The sequence below is a fragment of the Pseudomonas sp. efr-133-TYG-5 genome, assembly GCF_030209175.1.
GTDB lineage: Bacteria > Pseudomonadota > Gammaproteobacteria > Pseudomonadales > Pseudomonadaceae > Aquipseudomonas.
Genome location: NZ_JARVSM010000003.1, coordinates 75,214 through 97,246, shown reverse-complemented (window position 1 = coordinate 97,246; position 22,033 = coordinate 75,214). Strand labels below are relative to the sequence as shown.

Here is a 22,033-nt window from a genome sequence, read left to right as displayed (position 1 = left end):
GTCATTCGTCCGTGCTGTGCAGGCGGCTGTACAAGTCGCCGTCGGTGAGCAAGTCCTGCTTGCTGCGTTCGTTGCTGGCGATGTTGATGGTGCGGTGGCGGGTGCTGTCATGAAAGTCGAGGGCGGCTAGGGCGAAGCGCTCCTTGTCCGCGTCCGCCGGTTCGTCATGCAGGGCCACGGGCACCCGTTGCCCCGGATAGCACAGCCATAACGGGCCGGCTTCGGCATAGGCTTTGGAGAGTTTCAGGCGTTGCGGTTCGTCAATGTTGACGCGTCCGTTCTCGTCGGTCTGACCTTCGAGCAATGGCTCATCCACGCCGTCCTGGACGATCTGCCAGAGGGTGTGGGCCAGCGGGAAGCCTTCATCGCCAGGCACATCGGTCAGGGTAATGTCGAAGAAATATTCTCGTGGCTCGGGCTTGGTCGGCAATACGCCGGGCTGCGCGGGTGCCATGAGGTTGCCGGCCTTGGCCGACGCTGCGGGAATCGGCAACAGCGGCATCAGGATCGCAATCCCGGAGCCTGATCCGGCCGATCCTCCGGCGTTGATTTTCACCACCGGGCCGATCACGGTAATCCCGCCGCCCTCGAGTTTGATGAAGCTGCCGCCGGCCTGGACGGTCAGTTCGCTGCCGGCCTCGATGACCATTTTGTCACCGGCCTTGAGATGGATTTCCTTGCCCGCGCTGGTCAGTTGCGCCGTGCCCAGCTTCACATGCTGGTTCTGCCCAACCGTGAGGTGGTCGTCCAGCTTCGTTTCCACCTTGCGATCGGAAATCGTGGTGCGGTGTTCTTCAGCCTTCAGCTCGGTGTAGCTGTTCTTCTCGACCGTGTCGTGGCGTTCGTTGCCGACGCGAATCTTCTGGTCGTGCTCGATGTTTTCGTCCCAGTCGCGCTGGGCGTGGATGTAGATCTGCTCGGCGCCTTTTTTGTCTTCGATGCGCAGTTCGTTATACCCACCGCCGCCCGGGGAGCTGAGGGTTTTGAACACGCTGCGGGTCTTGTTCGCCGGCAGGGCGTAGGGCACCGGGTTTTCCTTGTGGTAGAGGCAACCGGTGACCAGTGGCTGGTCGGGGTCGCCTTCGAGGAAGGTGACGAGGACTTCCATGCCGATGCGCGGGATGCTGATCGCGCCGTAGCGGTCGCCGGCCCAACTGCTGGAGACGCGCAGCCAGCAGCTGGTCTTGTCATCGGCCTGGCCTTCGCGGTCCCAGTGGAATTGCACCTTGATCCGGCCGTATTGATCGCAGTGGATTTCTTCGCCCTTGGGGCCGGTGACCATGGCGGTCTGGCTGCCGAGCACGCGCGGTTTCGGGTGCAGCAGTGCCGGCCGGTAGAACACGTCCCAGGGGGTGGCGAGGAAGCGGTTGCGGTAGCCCTGGTGGAAGTCATCCTTGTTGTCGGTGGTGTCGCTGGTGACCGACTCTTCGAGGACTTGCGGCTGTTTGCCTTCGTGGAAGATTTCGGTGAGCAGCCACAGGTCGTTCCACTCGCTGCGCGGGTGGTCGGACATTTCCATGAAGTGACCGCTGACGAGGCGGGTCTGGTCGCCGCGACCCTCGGCCTGACGATAATCGGCGCGGTGGCGTTCGAGGGCGCGCTGGCTGAGGAACTTGCCGCGCGCACGGTCGATGAAGCGGCCCGGGTAGTCATAGTCTTCGAGGTCCGGCTCCGTGCTTTCACCGTCGGGTCTGTACTCGGCTTCGAGTTGCAGGCGCGGCTTTTCGAAGTCGTAGTCGCGCCGCGTGGTGCGGCTGGTGCGGGTTTCCAGGCGCAGCTTGAAGCCTTTGATCACCGGCTCTTCGGCAACCATGCCGCTGCCTTGCACATACGCGGTCGGCTGGCCGAGGTTGGGGAAAACGGTCTGGTCATCGCCGAACACCAGCAGGTGCGCGTTCTCGCTGTGCTCGAAGTGATAGTGGATGCCTTCTTCTTCGCACAGGCGCTGGACGAAGTGCAGGTCGGTTTCGTCGTACTGCACGCAGTAGTCGCGATCCGGGCACGGCTGGCTCAGCTGGAAACGGTAGCTGTTGGCCTGGATGCCATGTTCGTCGAGGATCAGCGCGATGATCTTCGGCGCCGACATCTGCTGGTAGATGCGCTGGTTGGTGCGGTGCTGCAGGTATTGCAGCTGCGGCACCAGCGACACCTTGTAGCGGGTCAGGCGCTTGCCGGCATCGCCCTGGGCGACGCGGTAGATCTGCCCGTGGATGCCCGAGCCCTGCGGATCGAACGCGAGAAAGGCCTGCTTGTGCAGGAGTTTTTCCAGATCCAGATCGGGGTTTTCGCTGACCAGTTCGAGGTCGAAACGAAACGCCTGGCTGATGCCTTCGGTGCCGGTGAACGACAGGACTTGCAGGTCGCCGACGTAGTCTTCGACCTTGAGGCTGAAGTGGGTTTCGTTGGCTGGACTGAACATTTGGCGCTCCTTGAAATGAAACTGAATCTCCTGAAAGTTCTACAGCCGGTGGAAGCCTGATCCAGAACCGAAACGGATCATAAAGGCTTAAAGTTGCGCAAAAAGTTGCGCACATACCCTGAAGGCCACGGTTTATATGGTGTCTTTGAAGTTGCTACGAAATGTTTCTTGGCAAAGTGATATCACTTTGCTGATGTTTCCACGTGATTGTCGATGCCGTCAGGCAGTAGAGTGGAGCGCTGACAGGAACCTGAGCGCAGGAAAACAGATGGCGAAGTTCTACGATGCACGGGGCAATATCTACGGCGTGGTTTCACCCCGGCAAGTATGCGAGGCGGGCATCAACCTGCCGGCCAGCGCCGAGGATGCTGCTTCATCCAGAGCAGCGTGGAGCGAGCGGGTCATAGAAACATTTTGCCAATGGCCGGACGGTATTCATCCCGCCGGCGCCAAACACCATCGCAGCGATGGCTTGCTGATCGGCCCGTTTCAATCGTCGCCACCCTTCGATCTGCTGATCGTAAACACCGACGGCACGCTGGCCGAGCGCAGTGGCAACGGTTTGACGATTTTCTCCCAGGCGCTGCTTGAACAAGGTTTGCTGCCGCAGGAGGGCGCGCCACTGCAGGTGCATCACGACAAGCAGGATGCGCAGTCGCCCGTACCGATCTCGATCAAACCGGCTGAGGTGGCGGGCGTGCAGGGCTTCTGGCTGGATCTCGGGCAACCCGGATTCGGTCCGGCAGCCGTCAGTGCTCTCGGCGTTGAACCTGTGCCGTTCAACGGTGTGCAAATCAGCCGTGTCAGACCGTTGGTGCAACTCGACCCCGCCTGGGCACACAGCCAGTTCGTGCGAATCGGCAATCCGCACTGCGTGACGCTGCTGGAGGATGAGGCGGCATTGCCCAGCAATGAACAGATGCTTGAATCACCGCTGGCGGACAGTCTGACCGCCATCGCCTACGCCATGCCCACCGGCGCCGGCCAGCCATGTCCGGCCGGCGTCAACCTGCAATGGGCGACGCGCGTCGGCGATCAACGCATCGTTGCGCGGGTGTTCGAGCGCGGTGAAGGGCCAACGGCGTCCTCCGGCACCAGCGCCAGTGCCGTGGCGAGTGCGGCGTGGCGGGTGGGCTGGGTTTCGGCGGGAGAAGTGCAGGTGGTGATGCCCGGCGGGACCGCGCCGGTGTTGCTCGAAGAAGAGCAGGGCGAATTGGTGCGGGTCAGGCTGTTTGGTACGGCTCGATTGATCGACTGAACCGGCAATCGCCTTCGCTGGCAAGCCAGCTCCCACAGGGTTGTGTGGTGAACACAAATCACGCGTCCTCTGCTGAATACTGTGGGAGCTGGCTTGCCAGCGAAGAGGCCATCAGCCTGACAACCCTTTCAGATATGTTCGCTGTTGAACTCCACCACCGGCATCTGCCGCTTCATCAGCACCTTGCCGCCGCGAATCGAATACAGCGGCAAACCCTGGCTGCGGATCACTTCGTAGTCGCTGTCGGCCGACAGGATCAGCAGGTTGGCCGGGCGGCCCTGTTCCAAGCCGTAGCGCTCACCGAGGTGCATGGCCCTGGCGCTGTTGTCGGTGACCAGGTCCAGAGCACTTTGCAGGTTGCGATAGCCGAGCATGTGGCAGATGTGCAGACCGGCCTCAAGCACGCGCAGGATGTTGCCGTTGCCCAGGGGATACCACGGGTCGACGATCGAGTCCTGGCCGAAGCAGACGTTCATGCCGGCTTCGAGCAGCTCGTTGACGCGGGTCACGCCACGGCGTTTGGGGAAGTTGTCGAAGCGTCCCTGCAAGTGAATGCTCTCGGTCGGGCAGGAGACAAAACTGATCCCGGAATGGCCGAGCAGGCGGAACAGTTTGGCGCAGTAGGCGTTGTCGTAGGAGCCCATCGCCGTGGTGTGGCTGGCCGTCACGAGCGCGCCCATGTCACGGCTGCGGGCCTCTTCGGCCAGCACTTCGAGAAAGCGCGAGTGCGGGTCGTCGGTTTCGTCGCAATGCACGTCCACCAGGCAGCCGGTGCGTTCGGCCAGGTCCATCAGGAACTTCACCGAACTGACGCCCTGGTCGCGGGTGTATTCGAAATGCGGGATGCCACCGACCACGTCGGCGCCCATGCGGATCGCTTCTGCCATCAGCTCGCGACCGTTGCGGAACGACTCGATGCCTTCCTGGGGGAACGCGACGATTTGCAGGTCGATCAGATGCCGGGATTCTTCGCGCACTTCGAGCATGGCCTTGAGCGCGGTGAGCTGCGGGTCGGTGACGTCGACGTGGGTGCGCACGTGCTGAATGCCGTGAGCCGCCAGGGCCTGGATGGTTTTCTTGGCGCGGGTCTTGGTGTCTTCTTCGGTGATGGTGACCTTGCGCTCGCCCCAGCACTCGATGCCTTCGAACAGCGTCCCACTCATGTTCCAGCGCGGCTCACCGGCGGTCAGCGTGGCGTCGAGGTGGATGTGTGGCTCGACGAAGGGCGGCACCACCAGATTGCCGCCGGCATCGAGGTCGTCGGGGCCGAGGGACGGCGCTTCGGTCTGCCGGGCGATGCTGCGGATCAGGCCGTCTTCGAGGTGCAGTTCGTGCAGACCTTCCTGGTTGCGCAGTCGGGCGTTGATGATGTGCATCGGGCGAATCCTTTTATAGATCTTGTAGAGGGGCGGCCGCGTTGCGGGCGCCGAGCAGGCCGGTCACTGCGATATACGTTAACGCGGCAGCGGCGATCCCCACCAGCGGCGCGACCCACGGTGAGTGAAACGCGGCGAGCGTACCGACCGCGTAAGCCCCCAGCCCCGGCCAGTTGAACGCCGGCAGCCGGGCGTCGGCCAGGCGCGGGTAGCGGCCGCGCCAGCGGAAGAAAAAGTCCGCCATGATCACGCCGCCGATGGGCGGGATCACCGTGCCGAGCAGAATCAGGTACGGCACCAGCATGTCGTACATGCCCAGCAGGGCGAGCAGGGTGCCGATCAGCGCGCCGGCCAGGGTCACGGTCTTGCGCCGCCCGGTGCGCAGCAGGTTGCAGCCGGCGACGGCGAAGTTGTAGATGGTGTTGTCCTGGGTGCTCCAGATATTCAGCAACAGCATGGCCATCGCGGCCATGGCGAAGCCTTGCAGCAGTAACACTTCCACCACGTCGGGTTGTTGATAGACGATCGCACCATAGGCGCCGATCAACACCATCAGGCCATTGCCGACGAAGAAGCCGATCAGGCTGGCCAACACCGCGACCCGTGCCGAGCGCGAAAAGCGTGTCCAGTTAGTGGCCTGGGTCGCGCCGCTGACGAAGGTGCCGAATACCAGGGTGATGGCGGTCGACCAATCCAGCGAACCCGTCGGCACCACGCTGAGCAAACCCTCGAGGCCACCGACTTTCACGGTCGCCACCCACATCGACAGCATCAGCAGCAACATCATCGCCGGCACCGCGATGTAGGACAGGATCTCCAGCCCGCGATAACCGACATAGGCTGTGGCGCAGAAGACCAGGCCGAACAGCACCATCAAGCCGAGCACGGTGCCTTGCTCCAGCGCGAAGTATTTGCCCAGCACCACCGCAGCGGTCGCGGTGCCCCAGGCGTACCAGCCGATCTGGGTGAAACCGAGGATCAGGTCGCTGAGCTTGCTGCCGACTTCACCAAAACAGAATCGGCCCATGAGCACGGAATTCAGACCGCTCTTGAAGGCGATATAACCCAGCCCTGCCGCATACAGACCGAGCAGCAGGTTGCCGACGATGATCACCGCCAGCATCTCGCCAAAACTGAACGCCACACCGAGCTTGCCGCCGGCAAACATGGTGGCGGTAAAGAAGGTGAAGCCCAGGAGCACCATCGCCGTGGAGGCCAGGCCTTTGCGTGCATGCATCGGGACTTCGCTGAGCGGGTAGTCGTTGCCGGGATCGTTCTGCGTCATGGGGCGTTCCTTGCTGAAGAGGGGAGACGCGAAGCGGGTTGCAGTGGTCGTGCCAAATGCTGATTGGCGCGGGTTATGTATAGACGAGACACATGGATTGGCGCGAAAGCGGTGCAACTGAATGCACCCGAGCCCAATGTGGGAGCGAGCCTGTTCGCGGAGGCGGCGTATCAGGCGATATCTGCAGTGGCTGATATTCCGCTTTCGCGAGCAGGCTCGCTCCTACAAGGGATGGGTGTTGGGTCAGAGAAAGCGCAGCAGGGCGGCGACGATGGCTTCCGGCGCGTCTTCCTGAACCAGATGGCCGGCGTTGGCGATTGGGTGAAATTGCGCGCCGGGGATCAGCGTGTGTAACGCTAGACCACGCTCGATGGGAATCCACTGATCCTCTTCACCCCAGAGAATCTGCACCGGGCAGCGGATGCTCGGGTACAGCGGTTCGGCCTCGCGGGTATAGCGTTCGTCCATCTGCGCGATCTGCCGATAGAACGCCGCTTGCCCCTGAGCGCCGAGCCACGGCTGCACATAGGGCGCCAGTTCGCCGTCGGGGATGTCGCGGTGAATCGCCCCGCGAATGTACGTCGGGACGATCGCGCGCTGAATGTAATCCGGCAGGCCGCTGAACGCCGCTTCATGCTGGCGCACATGCTGCACGAACGGCGAACCCCACGGCGTCAATGCCACCGGGTCGATCAGGGTCAGGCTGCGGTAGTCCTTGCCATCGAGCAAGTGCGCGCGCAGTGCGGTGGCACCGCCGAAGTCGTGGGCGACCACGTCCGGGCGCTGGATGTGCCAGTGTTCGAGCAACTGCGAGAGCAGCTGATTCTGCACGCCGAGGGAAACGTCGGCATTCGGTTGCGCGGAGCGCCCGTAACCCAGCAGGTCGAAGTAGTGAACCCGATGCGTGGCGAAGAAATACGGCGCGATGCGGTGCCACACATACGACGAAAACGGCGTGCCATGCACGAACACCAGCGGCGGGCCGTCACCGCGCACGGCATGACGTATGGGGTGCCCGTTGAAATCGAAGACTTGATCCAGCAGCCAGTCCGTCATCGGCCTGTCCTCTTGGCGGGTTTGAGCCAAAAAGCATAGGCCTAAAAAAACAGCCGCGAGGGCTGTTTATTCATTTACTGACACGGCGCCAATCCCTGTGGGAGCGAGCCTGCTCGCGAAGACATTGTCTCAGTCAACATTTGTGTGACTGGCAGAGCGCATTCGCGAGCCGGCCCGCTGCCACGGATTTTTCGGTGATCTCTCGAAAAGGTCACTCACCGCGATAGATGCAACCGCTGGTGCAGGTTTCGTGAATGCGGATGGCGCTGAGTTCCGGCAGCAGTGGCTTCAATTCCTGCCAGATGAATTTGGCCAGGACTTCGCTGGTCGGGTTTTCCAGACCCGGGATGTCGTTCAGGTAGTTGTGGTCCAGGCGCTCGTACAGCGGCTTGAAGATCGCCTTGATCTCGGAGAAATCACGAATCCAGCCAGTGTGCGGATCGAGGTCGCCGCTCAGGTGAATCGCCACTTTGAACGAGTGGCCATGCAGGCGTCCGCACTTGTGGCCGTCCGGTACGTGCGGCAGGCGGTGGGCGGATTCGAAAGTAAATTCCTTGAAGATTTCCACAGTTTTTTCGGCTCTGTTCAGGTGGCGTTCGCCGCAGCGATTCGGGCAGGCGGCGAGTTTACCAGCTTGTTTCCGGCGGTGCGGGAAAACACTGACTAAAGGGTCAGCAAGCGCTCGGCGAGGCGACCGCTGGCGCTCAGTTCGAGAAACTCGTCGCCCAGCCGGCGGCTCTCGTCCATCGCCGCCCGCCAGTATTTCTGCCGGCTCGGTGCATCACCCATGAAGCGCTTGAAGTCGTTACGGTCGGGCAGCTTGCCGTAGGGCAGGCGCGCCAGGTATTCCTTCGACGGTGCCAGCAACAGCACGTCCTGCAAACGCTCCACCGAGGCTTTGCGCCAAGGCAAGGTCTTGTCGAACCAGCCGGGAATCACCCGGTCGGTGAAGTGCGGATAGAGCACGATGCCGTCGCCGCTGTAGGGCAGGTCGAGGTGATAGTCGAGCAGGCCGCCGTCGCGGAACGTGCCGGCGCCGGCGCCCGGCAGGTCGCGCACGCCTTCCATGACCATCGGAATCGAACCGGACGCCAGCAGCGCCTGACGCAGATTGCCGGCATTGAGCGCGATGAAACGCGAGGGAAAGTCATGCAGAGCGTTGACCGGCGGCGCCAGGCGCGGATCGTGGATGATCAGCCGTTCGAAGTGCCGCGCCAGCCGTGCACGACCGCGCAGGTTGTCGGCGATGACCGAGCCCAGCGCCAGCCCGAGCCGTCCGCGATGGTCATCCGCCAGCCCGCCGTGGCTTTTGACCACCATGATGTTCAAGCGGTAATGGGCGTTGTCGAGCAGTACCGCATCGCGCCCGTCGAGCAGGTCATCGAGCATGCGCTGCGAGCTGCGACTGACGTCGCTGATGGTCACGCCTTTGTTGAAATTCTGCTCGGTATACAGATGACCGAGGCGACGAATGCCTTCGGCGGCATCCGGCAAACAGGCGCTGGCGAAGCGCCAGGAACCTACCGAGGCACCGATCAGCGAGCGCTCGCGTGGCGCGCTTGGCAACCATTCGCCGAACAACGCCAGGTCCAGCCCCTGAATCCCCAGCGCCTTCGGCCCGCCAGCGGCGCCGGGCAGGGTGCCGACGTCGGCGGCGTGCAGGCCCTGGGCCCGGATGCGCGCCATGGCCCGTGGGCCGGCCTTGAGGGTAAGGGCGGGAAACTTGATGTGGATGGCGGTCATACCGGTCTCGATCGATAGCAAGCGAACAATTATAAGCACATGTTGCGCAACACTGCAGGCGTTGCCGAGGTTTGCGCGCCAGGCGCAGGCGCAGCATTCAGGGCTGCATGCGTGTGCGCAGCGGGGGTGCGCTCACGGTGCACAGATCGCCGCCCGGCGGTGACAGGCGTTGAGCTGGAGCAATGATGGCAATTCAGTTTCAGTTAAGTTCATCCCGTTAAGGTGGCGCCCCGTAGCACATAAAAATACGGAGACACCATGAAAACCCTGACTGCCCTGTCCCTTGCCTCGCTGATCGGCCTCGGCCTCGGCCTCGGCGCCGGCCTGGCCCATGCCCGTGATGTGCATCCCGATGAAGCCCAGCGACTGCGCGACGCTGGTACTATTCAGCCTTTCGAGCAGCTCAATGCCACGGCGCTGGCCCGGCATCCGGGTTCCACGATCTCCGACACCGAGCTGGAAGAGAAGTACGGCAAGTACCTCTACCAGGTCGATCTGCGCGATCCGCAAGGGCTGGAGTGGGACCTGGAATTGGACGCGGTCAGCGGGCAAGTGCTCAAGGATCATCAGGATACGTAATGAAGCTCAATGCTCGCGCCAGCAGTCGGACTGCCCTGGCGCTTCTGATTTTTTGTTCGGCGGCGCTGGCCCGCGACCTGGACCAGGACGAGGCCCTGCGCCTGCGTCAGCAGGGTGTGATCCTGCCGCTCGAGCACGTGCTGCAAACAGCGCTGGACCGCTACCCCGGCGCGAAACTGCTGGAAGTCGAGCTGGAAGAGAAGCACGACGTCTATGTTTATGAAGTCGAGTTGCTGACTGTCGAAGGGGTGGCGCGCGAGCTCCATCTGAAGGCCGATACCGGCGAACTGGTGAAAGACAAGGAAGATTGATCGATGCGTTTGCTTCTCGTGGAAGACCACGTACCGCTGGCCGACGAACTGCTGGCCGGCCTGCAACGCCAGGGCTACGCGGTGGACTGGCTGGCGGACGGGCGCGACGCGGTGTATCAGGGCAGCAGCGAGCCCTATGACCTGATTATCCTCGATCTCGGCCTGCCCGGCGTGCCGGGGCTCGAGGTGCTGGCGCAATGGCGCGCCGGCGGGCTGGCCACGCCGGTGCTGATCCTGACCGCGCGTGATTCCTGGGCCGAGCGCATCGAAGGCCTGAAGGCCGGCGCCGACGATTACCTGAGCAAGCCGTTCCACCCGGAAGAACTGCACCTGCGCATCCAGTCGCTGCTGCGCCGCTCCAAGGGCCAGGCCAACCAGCCGACGCTCAAGGCCGCCGGCCTGCACCTGGACGAGGGCCGTCAGTGCGTCGTGCGCGACGGTACCGACATCCAGCTGACCGCCGCCGAATTCCGTCTGCTGCGCTATTTCATGCTGCACCCGGAGCAGATCCTGTCGAAAAGCCACCTCGCCGAACACCTCTACGACGGTGAAACCGAGCGCGACTCCAACGTGCTCGAAGTGCACGTCAATCACTTGCGCCGCAAGCTCGGGCGCAGCGTCATCGAAACCCGTCGCGGCCAGGGTTACCTGTTCGGCGGGCAGGCTTCGTGAGGTCGATCCAGCGCCGCTTGAGCCTGGGCCTGGTCAGCGTGATGGTGATCGTCGGCCTGGTGCTGGCGCAAACCAGCCTGTGGCTGTTCGAAGTCGGCCTGCAGCGCTATCTCGAAGCCGGACTGCGCAACGACAGCGAAAACCTGCTGGTGGCGCTGGTGCGCGGCCCGCAAGGTTTGCAGCTGGATGAGCGGCACCTGTCGCCGGCCTATCAGCGGCCGTTTTCCGGGCATTACTTCCGCATCGATTTTGCCGACAGCCATTGGCGGTCGCGCTCGTTGTGGGATCAGGAGCTGCCGCGCCTCGACCATCCGGGCCTGCACAGCAATCTGCAACTGGGCCCGGACGGTCAGCAGTTGCTGGTGCTGCGTTCGGACTATCGGCGCCTCGGCCAGTCGATTTCGATCAGCGTGGCCCAGGACTACACGCCGGTGCGTGAGAGTTTCCAGCGCATGCGCCAGATCGGCGTCGGGCTCGGCCTGGCGGGGCTGCTGCTGATCCTCCTGCTGCAACGCCTGACCGTGCGCCGCGCCTTGCGACCGCTGGAAAAGGCGCGCGAGCAAATCGCTCAGTTGCAGCAGGGTCAGCGTTCGCAACTCGATGAACAAGTGCCGGCAGAGCTGGAGCCGCTGGTGGCGCAGATCAACCATTTGCTGGCGCACACCGAAGACAGCCTCAAGCGTTCGCGCAATGCCCTGGGCAATCTCGGGCATGCGCTGAAAACGCCGTTGGCGGTGCTGCTGAGTCTGGCTTCCAGCGAAAAACTCGACGGTCATCCAGAGCTGCGGCGGATCCTCAAGGAACAATTGGAGCAGGTGCAACAGCGCCTCAATCGCGAACTCAATCGCGCCCGGTTGTCCGGCGATGCGTTGCCGGGTGCCCTGTTCGATTGCGATGCGGAACTGCCGGGACTGCTGGCGACGCTGAACATGATTCACGGCGAGCACCTGGCGCTGAGCTACGTTGCGCCGACGGGGCTGCGCTTGCCGTGGGACCGCGAGGACTTGCTGGAGCTGCTCGGCAACTTGCTGGACAACGCCTGCAAGTGGGCGGATGCCGAGGTACGCCTGAGTGTGATCGAGCGCACCGATGGCTTTGCCTTCAGCGTGGAAGACGACGGGCCGGGGATTCCCCAGGAGCAGCGCGCCCAGGTGTTCAGCCGCGGCACGCGGCTCGACGAGCAGACTGACGGGCATGGCCTGGGGCTGGGGATCGTGCGGGATATCGTCGAGACGTGGGGCGGGTTGCTGGTGCTGGGGGAAAGCGAGTGGGGCGGGCTGCAGGTGGTGATCGAGTTGCCCCGGCGTTGAGCCCCAACAGCCCCTCACGGAAAAGGGTGTACCGGTCTCTACCGTGAGCGGGGGGGCCGACCGGCACCCCGCAACCGTTGAATCAAACCCGAAACTGATCCATCAGACTCTGCTGCTGATTGGCCAGGCTGTTGAGCGACTGGCTCACCCGCGCCGACTCATTCGCCTGCCCGGACAGCGACTCGGTGACGTCGCGAATGGTCGCCACGTTGTTGTTGATTTCCTCGGCCACCGCGCTCTGTTCCTCGGCAGCGCTGGCGATCTGCAGGTTCATGTCGCTGATCACCGTCACCGCATCACCGATCTGGCGCAGCGCGGTCACCGCCTGGCCGACCTGCTCGACACTGCCCTGGGCCTGACGATGGCTGTTGCCCATTGAGCCGACCACGTCCTGGGTGCCGTTCTGCAATTGTTCGATGACCTGACGGGTTTCTTCCACCGATTCCTGAGTGCGCCGCGCGAGGTTGCGCACCTCATCGGCGACCACCGCAAATCCGCGTCCGGCCTCACCGGCACGCGCCGCTTCGATGGCGGCGTTGAGCGCCAGCAGGTTGGTCTGTTCGGCGATGGCGCGAATGGTTTCCAGCACGGTGCCGATCTTCTCGCTGTTGGCGGCCAGACCTTCGACCTGCACCATCGCCGCGCTCATGTCGGCGGCGAGGGTGTCGATGCTGGCGGTTGTACGATCGATCACGGTGAGGCCCTGGCGGGTCGCGCGGTCGGCGTCCTTGGCCGCTTCGGCGGCTTGCGCGGCGCTGCGGGCGACGTCCTGGGCGGTGGCGCTCATTTCATGCGAGGCGGTGGCGACCTGATCGACCTGGCGATACTGCTGCTCCATGCCGGCGCTGGTCTGGGTGGCGATGGCCGAGGACTGGTCGGCGGTGTTGCGCGCGTCCTGCACCGAGCGTTTCACCTCGGCAATGATCGGCTGCAACTTGTCGAGGAAGCGGTTGAACCAGCCGGCCAACTGGCCGAGCTCATCCTGCTTGTCATAGGCCAGACGCCGGGTCAGGTCGCCTTCGCCGCTGGCGATGTCTTCGAGCATGTGCGCCACGCCGAGGATCGGTCGGGTCACGCTGCGCGCCATCAGCCACACCAGGAGCAAACCGACCAGCGCGGCCAGCACGCCAAGGCTCAGTTCGATCAGCGTGCCGGAACGGTTGCTTGCATCCAGTTGCTGCTTGAGCGCTTCGGCGCGGCTGACCAGGACCTTCTCCGGCACATCGAGCAACACGCCCCACGCCGGGCCGCCGGGGATCGGCTGGAACGGCGACAGGACTTTCAACTGGCCGTTGCTGTGCAGGCTGCTGACGCTGCTGCTGGCCGCCAGCAGGCGCAGCAGTTCGGCGCCGCTGGCGGGATCCACGGCATCCAGGCGCTGGCTGAGTTTGCCGGCGTCCGGGCTGTGGCCGGCGAGGAGGCCGGCCGGGCTGATGATGCTCACGGCGGTCTGGCCGTCATAGAGTTTCTGGCTGGCGCCCTGACTCACCGCCTGCAGGCTGTTGAGGTTGATGTCCACCGACAGCGAGGCGATCACTTTGCCGTTGACCTGCAGCGGGAAGACGATGCTGGTCATCAGCACTTTCTGGCCGTCGATCACATAGAAGTACGGCTCGATCACGCACGGCTTGAGCGTGGTGCGCGGGCAGGTGAACCAGGCGTTGGCAGCCTGGCCGCTGGGGCCGGTACTGGTGTCGCTCATGTCGCTTTCCGGCAACGCCATCGACGTGACCTTGCCCGGCGTCGGCTGCGACCAGTAGAGGGCGAAGCGGCCCTTGTCGTTGCTGCCCAGTTCCGCTTGCCCGGCGAACAGTTCGTCCTTGCCGTCGAGGCCATTGGCTTCAAACACCAGCGACAGGCCGAGCAGTTCCGGGTTGGCCTGCAGCGCCGACTTGACCTGACGGGTCATGTCTTCGCGCAGGTCGAAGGCGTCGAGGAAACGCTTCTCGGCCTGTTCCCGCAGGAACAGCACCTGCCGCGAGAAGCCGTGGCCGTACTGGTAGGCGTCCATGAACTGCTGGCGAATGCCGGCGGCCTGGACCTCGCCCTGGGATTCGATGCGCGCCTGGGCCGATTCGGTGAGCATCTCCATGCTGGCGGCCTTCACCAGCGCGGTGCTGTGCTCCATGCGGTACAGCGAAAGACCCACCAACAAGGTCACGATACCGGCCAGGCACAGCCCGGCGAGCAGGGTGATTTTCCATTGGATGGAAAGTTGTCTGAGCGACATGGAAACGTCCTTATTCGATAAATATCTGAGACTTTGCACTGTAACGGCCCAGGAACAGCTTTCTTGAGCTTCGAGCCGCAAGCTGCATGTGAAAAAACGCCAAAGCCTGCAGCTTGTGACTTGCAGCTTGGCGCTGCTTCATTCACAGTGCGCGCCCTTCTAATAAGACCCTCTTTGCAAATCCGCCGGTGCTCCGTGGGCGGACTCATCCTGTCTGGCGGTGTGTTTTGCATCGCAGTGTTTCTTGAGGTAGTGAAATGAATGCAGTGATTGCTGCGGTCGGCATCATGCTGATCCTCAGCCTGTCCCGGGTGCATGTGGTGATCGCGTTGATCGTCGGTGCGCTGGTCGGTGGCCTGACCGGCGGCCTGGGTATCGACGCCACGCTCAAGGCGTTCAACAGCGGCCTGGGCGGCGGGGCGACCGTGGCGTTGTCCTACGCGTTGCTCGGCGCTTTCGCCGTGGCGATTGCCAAGTCCGGCCTGGCCCATGCGTTGGCCGACAAGGCACTGGCGATGGTCGACCGCCAGCACGCCAGCGGTGGCGGCAGCGTCAAATGGCTACTGATCGGCCTGCTGTGGGTGGTGGCGATTGCTTCGCAGAACATCCTACCGATCCACATTGCGTTCATTCCGCTGCTGGTACCGCCGCTGCTCTACGTCCTGACCAAGCTGCAGCTCGACCGCCGCCTGATCGCCTGCGTCATGACCTTCGGCCTGATTACCCCGTACATGTTTCTGCCGGTAGGCTTCGGCAACATCTTTCTCAATGAGATCCTGCTGGCCAACGTCGCCCGCAGTGGCGTCGACATCAGCGGAATCAATGTCACCCACGCCATGGGCATCCCGGCGCTGGGCATGCTGGTGGGCCTGGGTATCGCCTTCATCAGCTATCGCAGGAAGCGCGTCTATGACCTGGCGAAAATCGAGCAGGTCGAGCAAGTGGCGGTGCAATACAACCCGCGTAGCCTGCTGATCGCCGGTGTCGCCATCGCGGCGGCGTTCATCATTCAGCTGCTGCTGGATTCGATGATTATCGGTGCGCTGGCCGGTTTCCTGATCTTTTCCGCGTCCGGCATCGTCAAGTGGCGCGAAACCGATGACCTGTTCACCGAAGGCATGAAAATGATGGCGATGATCGGCTTCATCATGATCGCCGCGTCCGGATTCGCCGAAGTGATGAAGGCCACCGGGGAGGTGCAGACCCTGGTCGAGTCGTCCGCTGCGTGGATCAATCACAGCAAGGGCATCGGTGCCTTGCTGATGCTGCTGGTCGGGCTGTTGGTGACCATGGGGATTGGTTCGTCGTTTTCCACGGTGCCGATTCTCGCGGCGATTTTTGTCCCGCTGTGCGTGCAGCTGGGCTTCAGCCCGATTGCCATCGTGTGCATCGTCGGTACGGCCGGTGCGTTGGGCGACGCCGGTTCGCCGGCCTCGGACTCGACCCTCGGGCCGACCTCCGGCCTCAACATCGACGGTCAGCATCACCACATCTGGGACACCGTGGTGCCGACGTTCCTGCACTACAACCTGCCGCTGCTGGCGTTCGGCTGGGTGGCCGCAATGGTGCTCTGACCCCGAAAGTCCCCGGTGGGAGCGAGCCCGCTCGCCAAAGTGCTATGCCAGCCAGGCACACGCTGACTGACACGATGCCTTCGCGAGCAGGCTCGCTGCCACCGGGACAGCAGGCCATCGCCCAGACTCAACTTTTGCTTTTGCGTGCCGTTAAAGCCTTTAACCACGCCAATAAAACCAAAAGAGTGAGCCCCCATGCGCTTGAGTCTCAAGGCTAAAGTCCTGTCCCTTGCCGTTCTCCCGGTATTGCTCTTTGCGCTGGTCATCAGCCTGACCACACTGTTGATCCTGCAGGAGCAGGCGCACAAGGAAGTCGAGCAGACCCGCGAACGTCTGCTGGGCGACGCCAAGGCGACCCTGGCCAGTTACGTTGCCGTGGCGATGACCACGATCAAGCCACTCTACGACGCCGCTGCGCCGGGCGATGCCGCCGCGCGGGCGCAGGCGATCAAGCTGCTCTCAGGCATCAAGTACGGCAAGGACGGCTATTTCTTCGGCTACGACTCCGAGACCGTGCGCCTGTTCAAGGCCAACGACCCCGACGGCGTGGGCAAGAGCTTCAAGGACAACCGCGATCCGAACGGCGTCTACGTCAACCGCGACCTGGTGAAAGTGGCGAAGGACGGCACCCACTACCTGCAATACAGCTCGCCGCTGCCGGGCAATGCGCAAGTGCTGGTGCCGAAGCTCGGCTACACCGAATACCTGCCCAAGTGGGACATGGCGGTCGGTACGTCGGTCAACCTCGACGGCATCGAGGCGCAGGTGGCGCTGGTCCAGGCCCAGGTCCAGGAACGCATGGAAGGCGTGGTGCTGAGCATCGCCGGCGTGGCGGTGGTGATGCTGTTGCTGATTGCCGTGGCGGGGCTGCTGCTGGCCAATACCATCCTGCGGCCGCTGACCCTGATGAAAGCCAACCTCGACGACATCGCGGCAGGCGAGGGCGACCTGACCCGACGGCTGACCCTCACCAGCCAGGATGAACTCGGTGAACTGGCCGGCTCGTTCAACCGCTTCGTCGACAAGATCCACGGCCTGGTGCGGCAGATCACCGAGATGACCACGCAACTGACCGGGCTGGTGACCCAGGTGTCGGATCAGGCTCAGCGTTCCGACCAGGCCATGGAGCGTCAGCGCCACGAGACCGATCAGGTGGCGACGGCGATCAACCAGATGTCCGCCGCCGCGCAGGAAGTGGCCAAGAGCGCCCAGAACGCCGCGGTCGCCGCCCAGCAGACCGACGAAGAAGGCCAGGCCGCCAAGCGTGTGGTGGCCGGCAGCATTCAGCAGATTCATGCCTTGGTCGATGACATTCGCAGCAGTGGCGTATCGCTCGATAGCCTGCAGCAGGACGTGTCATCGATTGTCGGTGTGCTCGGGGTGATCCGCTCGATTGCCGAGCAGACCAACCTGCTGGCGCTGAACGCCGCCATTGAAGCGGCGCGGGCGGGGGAGGCCGGGCGCGGTTTTGCCGTGGTCGCCGATGAGGTGCGGGCGCTGGCCAGTCGTACGCAGATCAGCACGCAGGAAATCCAGGGCATGATCGACCGCCTGCAGGCCGGCACGCAGTCGGCGGTGGAGGCCATGCGCCGTTCCAGCGAGGCCGGTGACGGCACTTCGGCCCAGGCCAACCAGGCCGGTGCGTCGTTGGACACCATGGCGCAACTGATCGCCACCATCAACTCGATGAACGCACAGATTGCCAGCGCTGCCGAGGAGCAGACGGCCGTGGCCGAAGAGATCAACCGCAGCGTGCACCAGATTGCGGTGGCGGTGGATAACGTCGCCGACGAAACTCAGTTGGGCGCACAGACCTCGCGCAGCCTGGCCGACCTCGGCCAGCGGCTGGGCAAACTGGTGGGGCAGTTCCGCATCTGACGTCATCGAGCGTTCGACTCAAAACCCTGTGGGAGCTGGCTTGCCAGCGATGGCGTCCTGTCAGTCGACATCCATGACGGATGTGCCGGCCTCATCGCTGGCAAGCCAGCTCCCACAGGGACTGTGGTGCTTGATCTATCACGGCCGGTCCCAATACGGCACTTCGCCGAAGCACTCGACGAAAAAATCAATCACCGTGCGCACCTTCACCGACAGCCGCCGGCTCCCCGGCCACAGCACGGCAATCTGCTGCGGCTCGAGGCTGTTCGACACCTGATAGTCCCTCAGCACCGGCACCAGCGTGCCCTCGCGTACCGCTTCGCCGATCAGCCACGACGGAAACATCACCAGCCCCAACCCTTGCACGGCGGCCTGGGTCAGGGTGTCGGCGTGGTTGCCGGTGATCGGGCCGCTGACCGAGTAGGGCGTCCAATCCTCGCCGTCGCGTCGGAAAAACCAGCGCTGCTGACCGGCGGCACCCTTGTACGCCAGGCACTGGTGCCGGGCCAGATCCTCGGGGGCTTGCGGCGCGCCGTGGCGCTGGAGATACGCCGGGCTGGCGGCGACCTGGAAGCGGTGCGGCGCGAGGATTCGCGCCTGCATGCTCGAATCGTGCAGCGCGCCGATGCGCACCAGCAGGTCGGCGCCTTCCTGCAGCGGGTCGATGTAGTGGTCGGTCTGCTGGATATCCAGCTGCAACTTCGGGTAACGCATACACAACTGGCCGAGCCATGGCGTCAGGTGGCGCTGGCCGAACACCACCGGGGCGTTGATCCGCACCAGGCCGGTCGGTTCGCTTTGCTGCTCCTGCAGCGCCTGTTCGGCCTCCTCCAGTTGCACCAGCACCAACCGCGCATGGTGGCCGAGCATGCGCCCGGCCTCGGTCGGCGTCACCGCGCGGGTATGGCGATAGAGCAATTGCTGGTTCAGCGCCTGTTCCATCAACTGGATCTGCCGCGAGATCGATGACGGCGCCACGCCCTCACGGCGCGCAACTTCGGAAAAACTGCCGTGGTCGAGCACGGCGACAAACAGCCTGAGTGCCTTGAATCCCAGTTCGTTGAGCCCGTGCATGATGCTCCGCTGTGCGAGTTGCGCAAAAGTGTTGTCCGGATGCTGCCATTTATCGCACAGCGGCGCCAGCCGATAATCCGCGCCATCGTTTAATCGCTTGAGTGGGTGTTATGCAGACGTTGGAAGAAGTGAGTGCGAGCGCGCCGGTGACGAAACCGGGGTTGCGCCTGTTGTTGCTGCCGTTGGTGATCCTCGCCGGCATGGGCCTGTCGGTGGAGGCCGGCTTGCTCGGGCCGCTGGGTGTGCAGGTCGGGCACCTGTGGGCGACCCTGAGCATTTTTGGCGTGGGCTCGGCGATTCTGTTTTTGCTGCTGCTGTTCGCCGGCCCGCAGAAGGGTCCGGCGCTGACGGACCTGCCGCGCTGGCAGCTGATCGGCGGGTTTCTCGGGCCGATGTACGTGGTCGTGCTGACGCTGGCCACGCCGCATATCGGCATCGCCATGACCATGATCGCGATTCTCTCCGGGCAGGTCGGCAAGAGTGTGCTAATCGACCATTTCGGCTGGTTCGGAGCGAGGCGCAAGAAGGTCAACGCCGAGCGCTGGCTGGCGCTGGTTCTGATTGTGGCAGCACTTGTTCTGATCGCGCGGGGTTGAATCATGAGTCTGGTTATTTTGTTGGCGGTGGTGGTGCTGGCCGGGGCCGTGCTGAGCGTGCAGGCGGCGATTAACGGGCGGCTGGGGGAAACGGTCGGGGTGTTGCGCAGCAGTCTGCTGACGTTTTTCGTCGGGGCGGTGACGACCGGGTTGTTGATTGTGTTTTTCGAGCCGGCGCATGCCATGAGCTTGCTCGATGTGCCCAAATGGCAGCTCTGCGGAGCGTTGTTCGGCGTGGTCTACATGATGGTCATGGTCGGCGCGGTGCCGGTGGTGGGCACGGCGGTGGCGACGGTGGCGGTGATTGTCGGGCAGTTGGGCATGGGCATGCTGATCGACAACTTCGGCTGGCTGGGCAACCCGGCGATCGAGTTGTCCGCGTCGCGCGTGTTGGCGATGGGCTGCCTGGGATTGGCGCTGGTCTTCATGTACCGCAGCAGCGTGCGGGAAAGCGCTTGAGCCTGGCTGCCTGCGAGCCGACCGGGCGGTAGCACTGGCCAGGGCTGCGCGCCTTGGCCGTCTGCTCGACGCGCGGTAGCCATTCGCCGTCGGCATTCACCGACAACTCCTACACTGGGAGGACGGCTTGCATGCAAGCCTCAGACAACCACCACCCAAGGAGTCTGTCCCATGCCTGATAAAACCTGTGACTGTCCGAAATGCAACTGCAAGCTCGGCGAGCATCCGATCGTGCGCCACGGCAAGCATTTCTGCTGCGAGGCGTGTGCGCATCATCATGAGAATGGTACGGAGTGTGCGACCAAGGGCTGCAAGTGTGCCCATGGCTGACGTACGGGCAAAAAACAGTGGAGCCTAGTCGGGCTCCACTTCCAGTTTGAGGCTGTCGTCGTCCAGCCGTTCGGTGTGGCGGACGGTGCCATGCAGGCGTCGGCCATCGACGCGAACGACGATGGTTTTCGCCTGTTCGAGGTCTTCCGGCAGTGGCGCCGGGACGCGCAGGGCGAAGCGGTAGGGGTCGTCGGCGACGGGCTCCAGGCCGACCCGGCATTCGGTGCTCTTGGTGATCCGGCCGAACAGGGTGTCCAGGCCGTAGTCCAGGTGCGCCGGGCTGCTGATGGTCGTCATGTGTGTTCCCCCCCCGAAGTGATCCTGCCGCTGCCACAGCTTAGCTGGCCGGACGCCAGGTGACATTTTCCACGCCGAATTTTTCCGCCATCGGCTTGCTGGTCTTTTGCACCTTTTCCCGGCCGAAGCGCGGGATGCGGCCCACCCCCGCGTCGCAGCTTGCCCAGTGCCAGGCCTCGGCATTGTCCATTTTGTCCGAGCGGATAATGAACGACTTGGCGGCGCCGTGAAGGGTGTATTCGATGACAAACAGTTTTGCGTTGTTCATAAAGCCCGTATTCCTCCCTGTGGTATTAGAGGGATCGCGGCGCGCGTGGAAAATTCAGTTGGATTGTCCGACGGTAGTGGGCGTTGGCGGGCGGGCAGGGGACTGGTTACCATGGCGCCTCCGCCAGCCCCAATGATTGCTCGCCATGGCCCTAGCCGCTCCCCCTGATCTGAGTGATACCGCGGTGCCGGTGCAGCCGCTGGCACGGACCTATCCGCGTGGCCTGTTCATCGAACCGCACGAGCATGTCTGGGGCCAGTTGCTCTATGCGATGAGCGGCGTGATGTGGGTCGAGACGCCGCACGAGGCACTGGTGGTGCCGCCACAACGGGCGGTGTGGTTGCCGCCGGGGGTGCCGCACGGGATTCGTGTCGTGTCGGACCTGCAGATGCGCAATATCTACCTGCGCCCGGCGCTCGCGGCGACCCTCGATGAGACCGTGCAGGTGATCGAGGTCGGCGGCCTGCTGCGGGAGCTGATCGTCGGGTTGGTGGCGCAGGGCGACAGCGGCGAACCGGCCTACTACGAGGCGCTGGTCGGGCTGGCGTTGCTGGAACTCAGGCGCGCGCGGCGTTCATCGTTGAAGATTGCGCTGCCGGATGATTCCGACCGGCGCTTGATGAACCTGTGTCAGGCGGTGATGGCTGCGCCGTCGCTGGACATTCCGTTCGAGCAGCATGCGCAAAACGCTGGGGCCAGCGTGCGCACGCTGGCGCGGTTGTTCAAGGACAGCCTGGGCATGGGCTTTGCCGAATGGCGGCGGCAGGTGCAACTGGCGACGGCGGTGGCGGCGTTGATCCAGGGCGTGCCGGTGAGTGCCATCGCTCGGGAGCTGGGGTATTCGCCGAGCAGTTTCAGTGACATGTTCCGCCGCGAGCTGGGTGTGGCGCCTTCGCAATTCCCCACGACCTGAACCCGATCCTGTGGGAGCTGGCTTGCCAGCGAAAGCGGTAGGTCTGTGTAGATCGAAGGGACTGACCCGCCGCCTTCGCGAGCAAGCTCGCTCCCACAGGAGAGTGCAGTGAACTCGAGGATTTGGCCGAAATTCAGAAGTCCTTGGCCGGTACCGAGCGTGTTGCTTCCCTAGACTCTGCCCATTCCTTTCACGCGGCGGAGTTTTCCCATGAACTACCTGATTTCGCTGGCCATCGGTCTGGGCGTCGGCCTGCTCTACGGTGCGCTGGATTTCCGTTCCCCGGCGCCACCGGCCATTGCCCTGGTCGGTCTGCTGGGCATGCTCGCGGGCGAGCAGTTGTGGCCGATGGGCCGGCAACTGGTGGCCGGCTGGTTGTCGTGAATTTCCTTTTCTCCCTTCGGT

Annotated in this window: 22 protein-coding genes and 1 pseudogene; 12 read left to right on the top strand and 11 right to left on the bottom strand. The window is 63.6% G+C overall.

What is annotated here, in order from left to right; translation table 11 throughout:
* Position 1: 1 nt before the first annotated feature.
* Positions 2 to 2,419, bottom strand: a complete 2,418-nt coding sequence (locus QRN70_RS14235) for a type VI secretion system Vgr family protein (RefSeq protein WP_285418638.1) — start codon at positions 2,417 to 2,419, stop codon at positions 2 to 4.
* Between the two features lie 268 nt (positions 2,420 to 2,687).
* Here QRN70_RS14235 and QRN70_RS14230 point away from each other — a divergent pair, with 268 nt between their 5' ends.
* Entirely contained in the window at positions 2,688 to 3,677 is a 990-nt protein-coding gene (locus tag QRN70_RS14230; protein WP_285418637.1) for a diaminopimelate epimerase, read from the top strand.
* Between the two features lie 128 nt (positions 3,678 to 3,805).
* Here QRN70_RS14230 and codA read toward each other — a convergent pair whose 3' ends face one another.
* The 5 genes from codA to QRN70_RS14205 all read right to left on the bottom strand — a co-directional run bounded on the left by codA (position 3,806) and on the right by QRN70_RS14205 (position 9,137).
* Positions 3,806 to 5,053, bottom strand: a complete 1,248-nt coding sequence (codA, locus tag QRN70_RS14225; RefSeq protein WP_285418636.1) for a cytosine deaminase — start codon at positions 5,051 to 5,053, stop codon at positions 3,806 to 3,808.
* Positions 5,054 to 5,066: 13 nt separating this feature from the next.
* Positions 5,067 to 6,338, bottom strand: a complete 1,272-nt coding sequence (codB, locus tag QRN70_RS14220) for a cytosine permease (RefSeq protein ID WP_285418635.1) — start codon at positions 6,336 to 6,338, stop codon at positions 5,067 to 5,069.
* 243 nt (positions 6,339 to 6,581) lie between these two features.
* Positions 6,582 to 7,394 carry an alpha/beta fold hydrolase gene (locus QRN70_RS14215; RefSeq protein ID WP_285418634.1) on the bottom strand — a complete coding sequence of 271 codons (813 nt, stop codon included), beginning with the start codon at positions 7,392 to 7,394 and terminating at the stop codon, positions 6,582 to 6,584.
* Between the two features lie 211 nt (positions 7,395 to 7,605).
* On the bottom strand, positions 7,606 to 7,962 hold the full coding sequence (queD, locus tag QRN70_RS14210; RefSeq protein ID WP_046042818.1) for a 6-carboxytetrahydropterin synthase QueD: 357 nt from the start codon (positions 7,960 to 7,962) through the stop codon (positions 7,606 to 7,608).
* 95 nt (positions 7,963 to 8,057) lie between these two features.
* Positions 8,058 to 9,137 carry a patatin-like phospholipase family protein gene (locus QRN70_RS14205; RefSeq protein WP_285418633.1) on the bottom strand — a complete coding sequence of 360 codons (1,080 nt, stop codon included), beginning with the start codon at positions 9,135 to 9,137 and terminating at the stop codon, positions 8,058 to 8,060.
* 258 nt (positions 9,138 to 9,395) lie between these two features.
* Here QRN70_RS14205 and QRN70_RS14200 point away from each other — a divergent pair, with 258 nt between their 5' ends.
* The 4 genes from QRN70_RS14200 to QRN70_RS14185 are packed head-to-tail and all read left to right on the top strand — an operon-like array spanning position 9,396 to position 12,009.
* On the top strand, positions 9,396 to 9,716 hold the full coding sequence (locus QRN70_RS14200) for a PepSY domain-containing protein (protein ID WP_285418632.1): 321 nt from the start codon (positions 9,396 to 9,398) through the stop codon (positions 9,714 to 9,716).
* The gene (locus QRN70_RS14195; RefSeq protein ID WP_285418631.1) at positions 9,716 to 10,027 is read left to right on the top strand and encodes a PepSY domain-containing protein; all 312 of its coding nucleotides are present in this window, start codon (positions 9,716 to 9,718) and stop codon (positions 10,025 to 10,027) included. Before QRN70_RS14200 ends, QRN70_RS14195 begins: the two co-directional genes overlap by 1 nt.
* Positions 10,028 to 10,030: 3 nt before the next feature.
* Complete coding sequence (locus QRN70_RS14190) at positions 10,031 to 10,699, top strand: response regulator transcription factor (protein ID WP_285418630.1); 669 nt, start codon at positions 10,031 to 10,033, stop codon at positions 10,697 to 10,699.
* Positions 10,696 to 12,009: a sensor histidine kinase gene (locus tag QRN70_RS14185; RefSeq protein WP_285418629.1), complete on the top strand. Its 1,314-nt coding sequence runs from the start codon at positions 10,696 to 10,698 to the stop codon at positions 12,007 to 12,009. The genes QRN70_RS14190 and QRN70_RS14185 overlap by 4 nt, the downstream gene beginning before the upstream one ends.
* An 82-nt stretch (positions 12,010 to 12,091) precedes the next feature.
* Here the strand turns inward: QRN70_RS14185 and QRN70_RS27795 are convergent, their stop codons facing one another.
* Positions 12,092 to 12,847: a methyl-accepting chemotaxis protein gene (locus QRN70_RS27795; RefSeq protein ID WP_371807414.1), complete on the bottom strand. Its 756-nt coding sequence runs from the start codon at positions 12,845 to 12,847 to the stop codon at positions 12,092 to 12,094.
* 102 nt (positions 12,848 to 12,949) lie between these two features.
* A pseudogene (locus QRN70_RS27790) lies at positions 12,950 to 13,096 on the bottom strand (HAMP domain-containing protein); the annotation flags it as partial.
* Positions 13,097 to 14,496: 1,400 nt separating this feature from the next.
* On the opposite strand from QRN70_RS27790, the gene QRN70_RS14175 reads away from it, so the two are divergent.
* Both QRN70_RS14175 and ctpM read left to right on the top strand, forming a co-directional pair.
* The gene (locus QRN70_RS14175; RefSeq protein ID WP_285418627.1) at positions 14,497 to 15,813 is read left to right on the top strand and encodes a Na+/H+ antiporter family protein; all 1,317 of its coding nucleotides are present in this window, start codon (positions 14,497 to 14,499) and stop codon (positions 15,811 to 15,813) included.
* A gap of 195 nt (positions 15,814 to 16,008) precedes the next feature.
* Positions 16,009 to 17,691, top strand: a complete 1,683-nt coding sequence (gene ctpM, locus QRN70_RS14170) for a methyl-accepting chemotaxis protein CtpM (protein ID WP_285418626.1) — start codon at positions 16,009 to 16,011, stop codon at positions 17,689 to 17,691.
* Positions 17,692 to 17,829: 138 nt separating this feature from the next.
* On the opposite strand, the gene QRN70_RS14165 is transcribed toward ctpM, so the two are convergent.
* Positions 17,830 to 18,765, bottom strand: coding sequence for a LysR family transcriptional regulator (locus tag QRN70_RS14165; protein ID WP_285418625.1), 936 nt, complete (start codon positions 18,763 to 18,765; stop codon positions 17,830 to 17,832).
* 110 nt (positions 18,766 to 18,875) lie between these two features.
* Here QRN70_RS14165 and QRN70_RS14160 point away from each other — a divergent pair, with 110 nt between their 5' ends.
* The 3 genes from QRN70_RS14160 to QRN70_RS14150 all read left to right on the top strand — a co-directional run bounded on the left by QRN70_RS14160 (position 18,876) and on the right by QRN70_RS14150 (position 20,150).
* Positions 18,876 to 19,361, top strand: coding sequence for a DMT family transporter (locus QRN70_RS14160; protein ID WP_285418624.1), 486 nt, complete (start codon positions 18,876 to 18,878; stop codon positions 19,359 to 19,361).
* Between the two features lie 3 nt (positions 19,362 to 19,364).
* Positions 19,365 to 19,820: a DMT family transporter gene (locus QRN70_RS14155; RefSeq protein WP_285418623.1), complete on the top strand. Its 456-nt coding sequence runs from the start codon at positions 19,365 to 19,367 to the stop codon at positions 19,818 to 19,820.
* 171 nt (positions 19,821 to 19,991) lie between these two features.
* The gene (locus tag QRN70_RS14150; protein WP_285418622.1) at positions 19,992 to 20,150 is read left to right on the top strand and encodes a metallothionein; all 159 of its coding nucleotides are present in this window, start codon (positions 19,992 to 19,994) and stop codon (positions 20,148 to 20,150) included.
* A gap of 24 nt (positions 20,151 to 20,174) precedes the next feature.
* Here QRN70_RS14150 and QRN70_RS14145 read toward each other — a convergent pair whose 3' ends face one another.
* Both QRN70_RS14145 and QRN70_RS14140 read right to left on the bottom strand, forming a co-directional pair.
* Positions 20,175 to 20,447, bottom strand: coding sequence for a hypothetical protein (locus tag QRN70_RS14145; protein WP_285418621.1), 273 nt, complete (start codon positions 20,445 to 20,447; stop codon positions 20,175 to 20,177).
* A 40-nt stretch (positions 20,448 to 20,487) separates the two neighbouring features.
* Positions 20,488 to 20,715 (bottom strand): DUF6555 family protein, encoded by a 228-nt coding sequence (locus QRN70_RS14140; protein ID WP_285418620.1) that lies wholly within the window; start codon positions 20,713 to 20,715, stop codon positions 20,488 to 20,490.
* A 145-nt stretch (positions 20,716 to 20,860) separates the two neighbouring features.
* Here QRN70_RS14140 and QRN70_RS14135 point away from each other — a divergent pair, with 145 nt between their 5' ends.
* Together QRN70_RS14135 and QRN70_RS14130 are read left to right on the top strand one after the other, a co-directional pair.
* Positions 20,861 to 21,628: an AraC family transcriptional regulator gene (locus tag QRN70_RS14135; RefSeq protein WP_285418619.1), complete on the top strand. Its 768-nt coding sequence runs from the start codon at positions 20,861 to 20,863 to the stop codon at positions 21,626 to 21,628.
* A 210-nt stretch (positions 21,629 to 21,838) separates the two neighbouring features.
* Complete coding sequence (locus QRN70_RS14130) at positions 21,839 to 22,012, top strand: DUF1427 family protein (RefSeq protein ID WP_007969534.1); 174 nt, start codon at positions 21,839 to 21,841, stop codon at positions 22,010 to 22,012.
* Positions 22,013 to 22,033 lie beyond the last annotated feature (21 nt).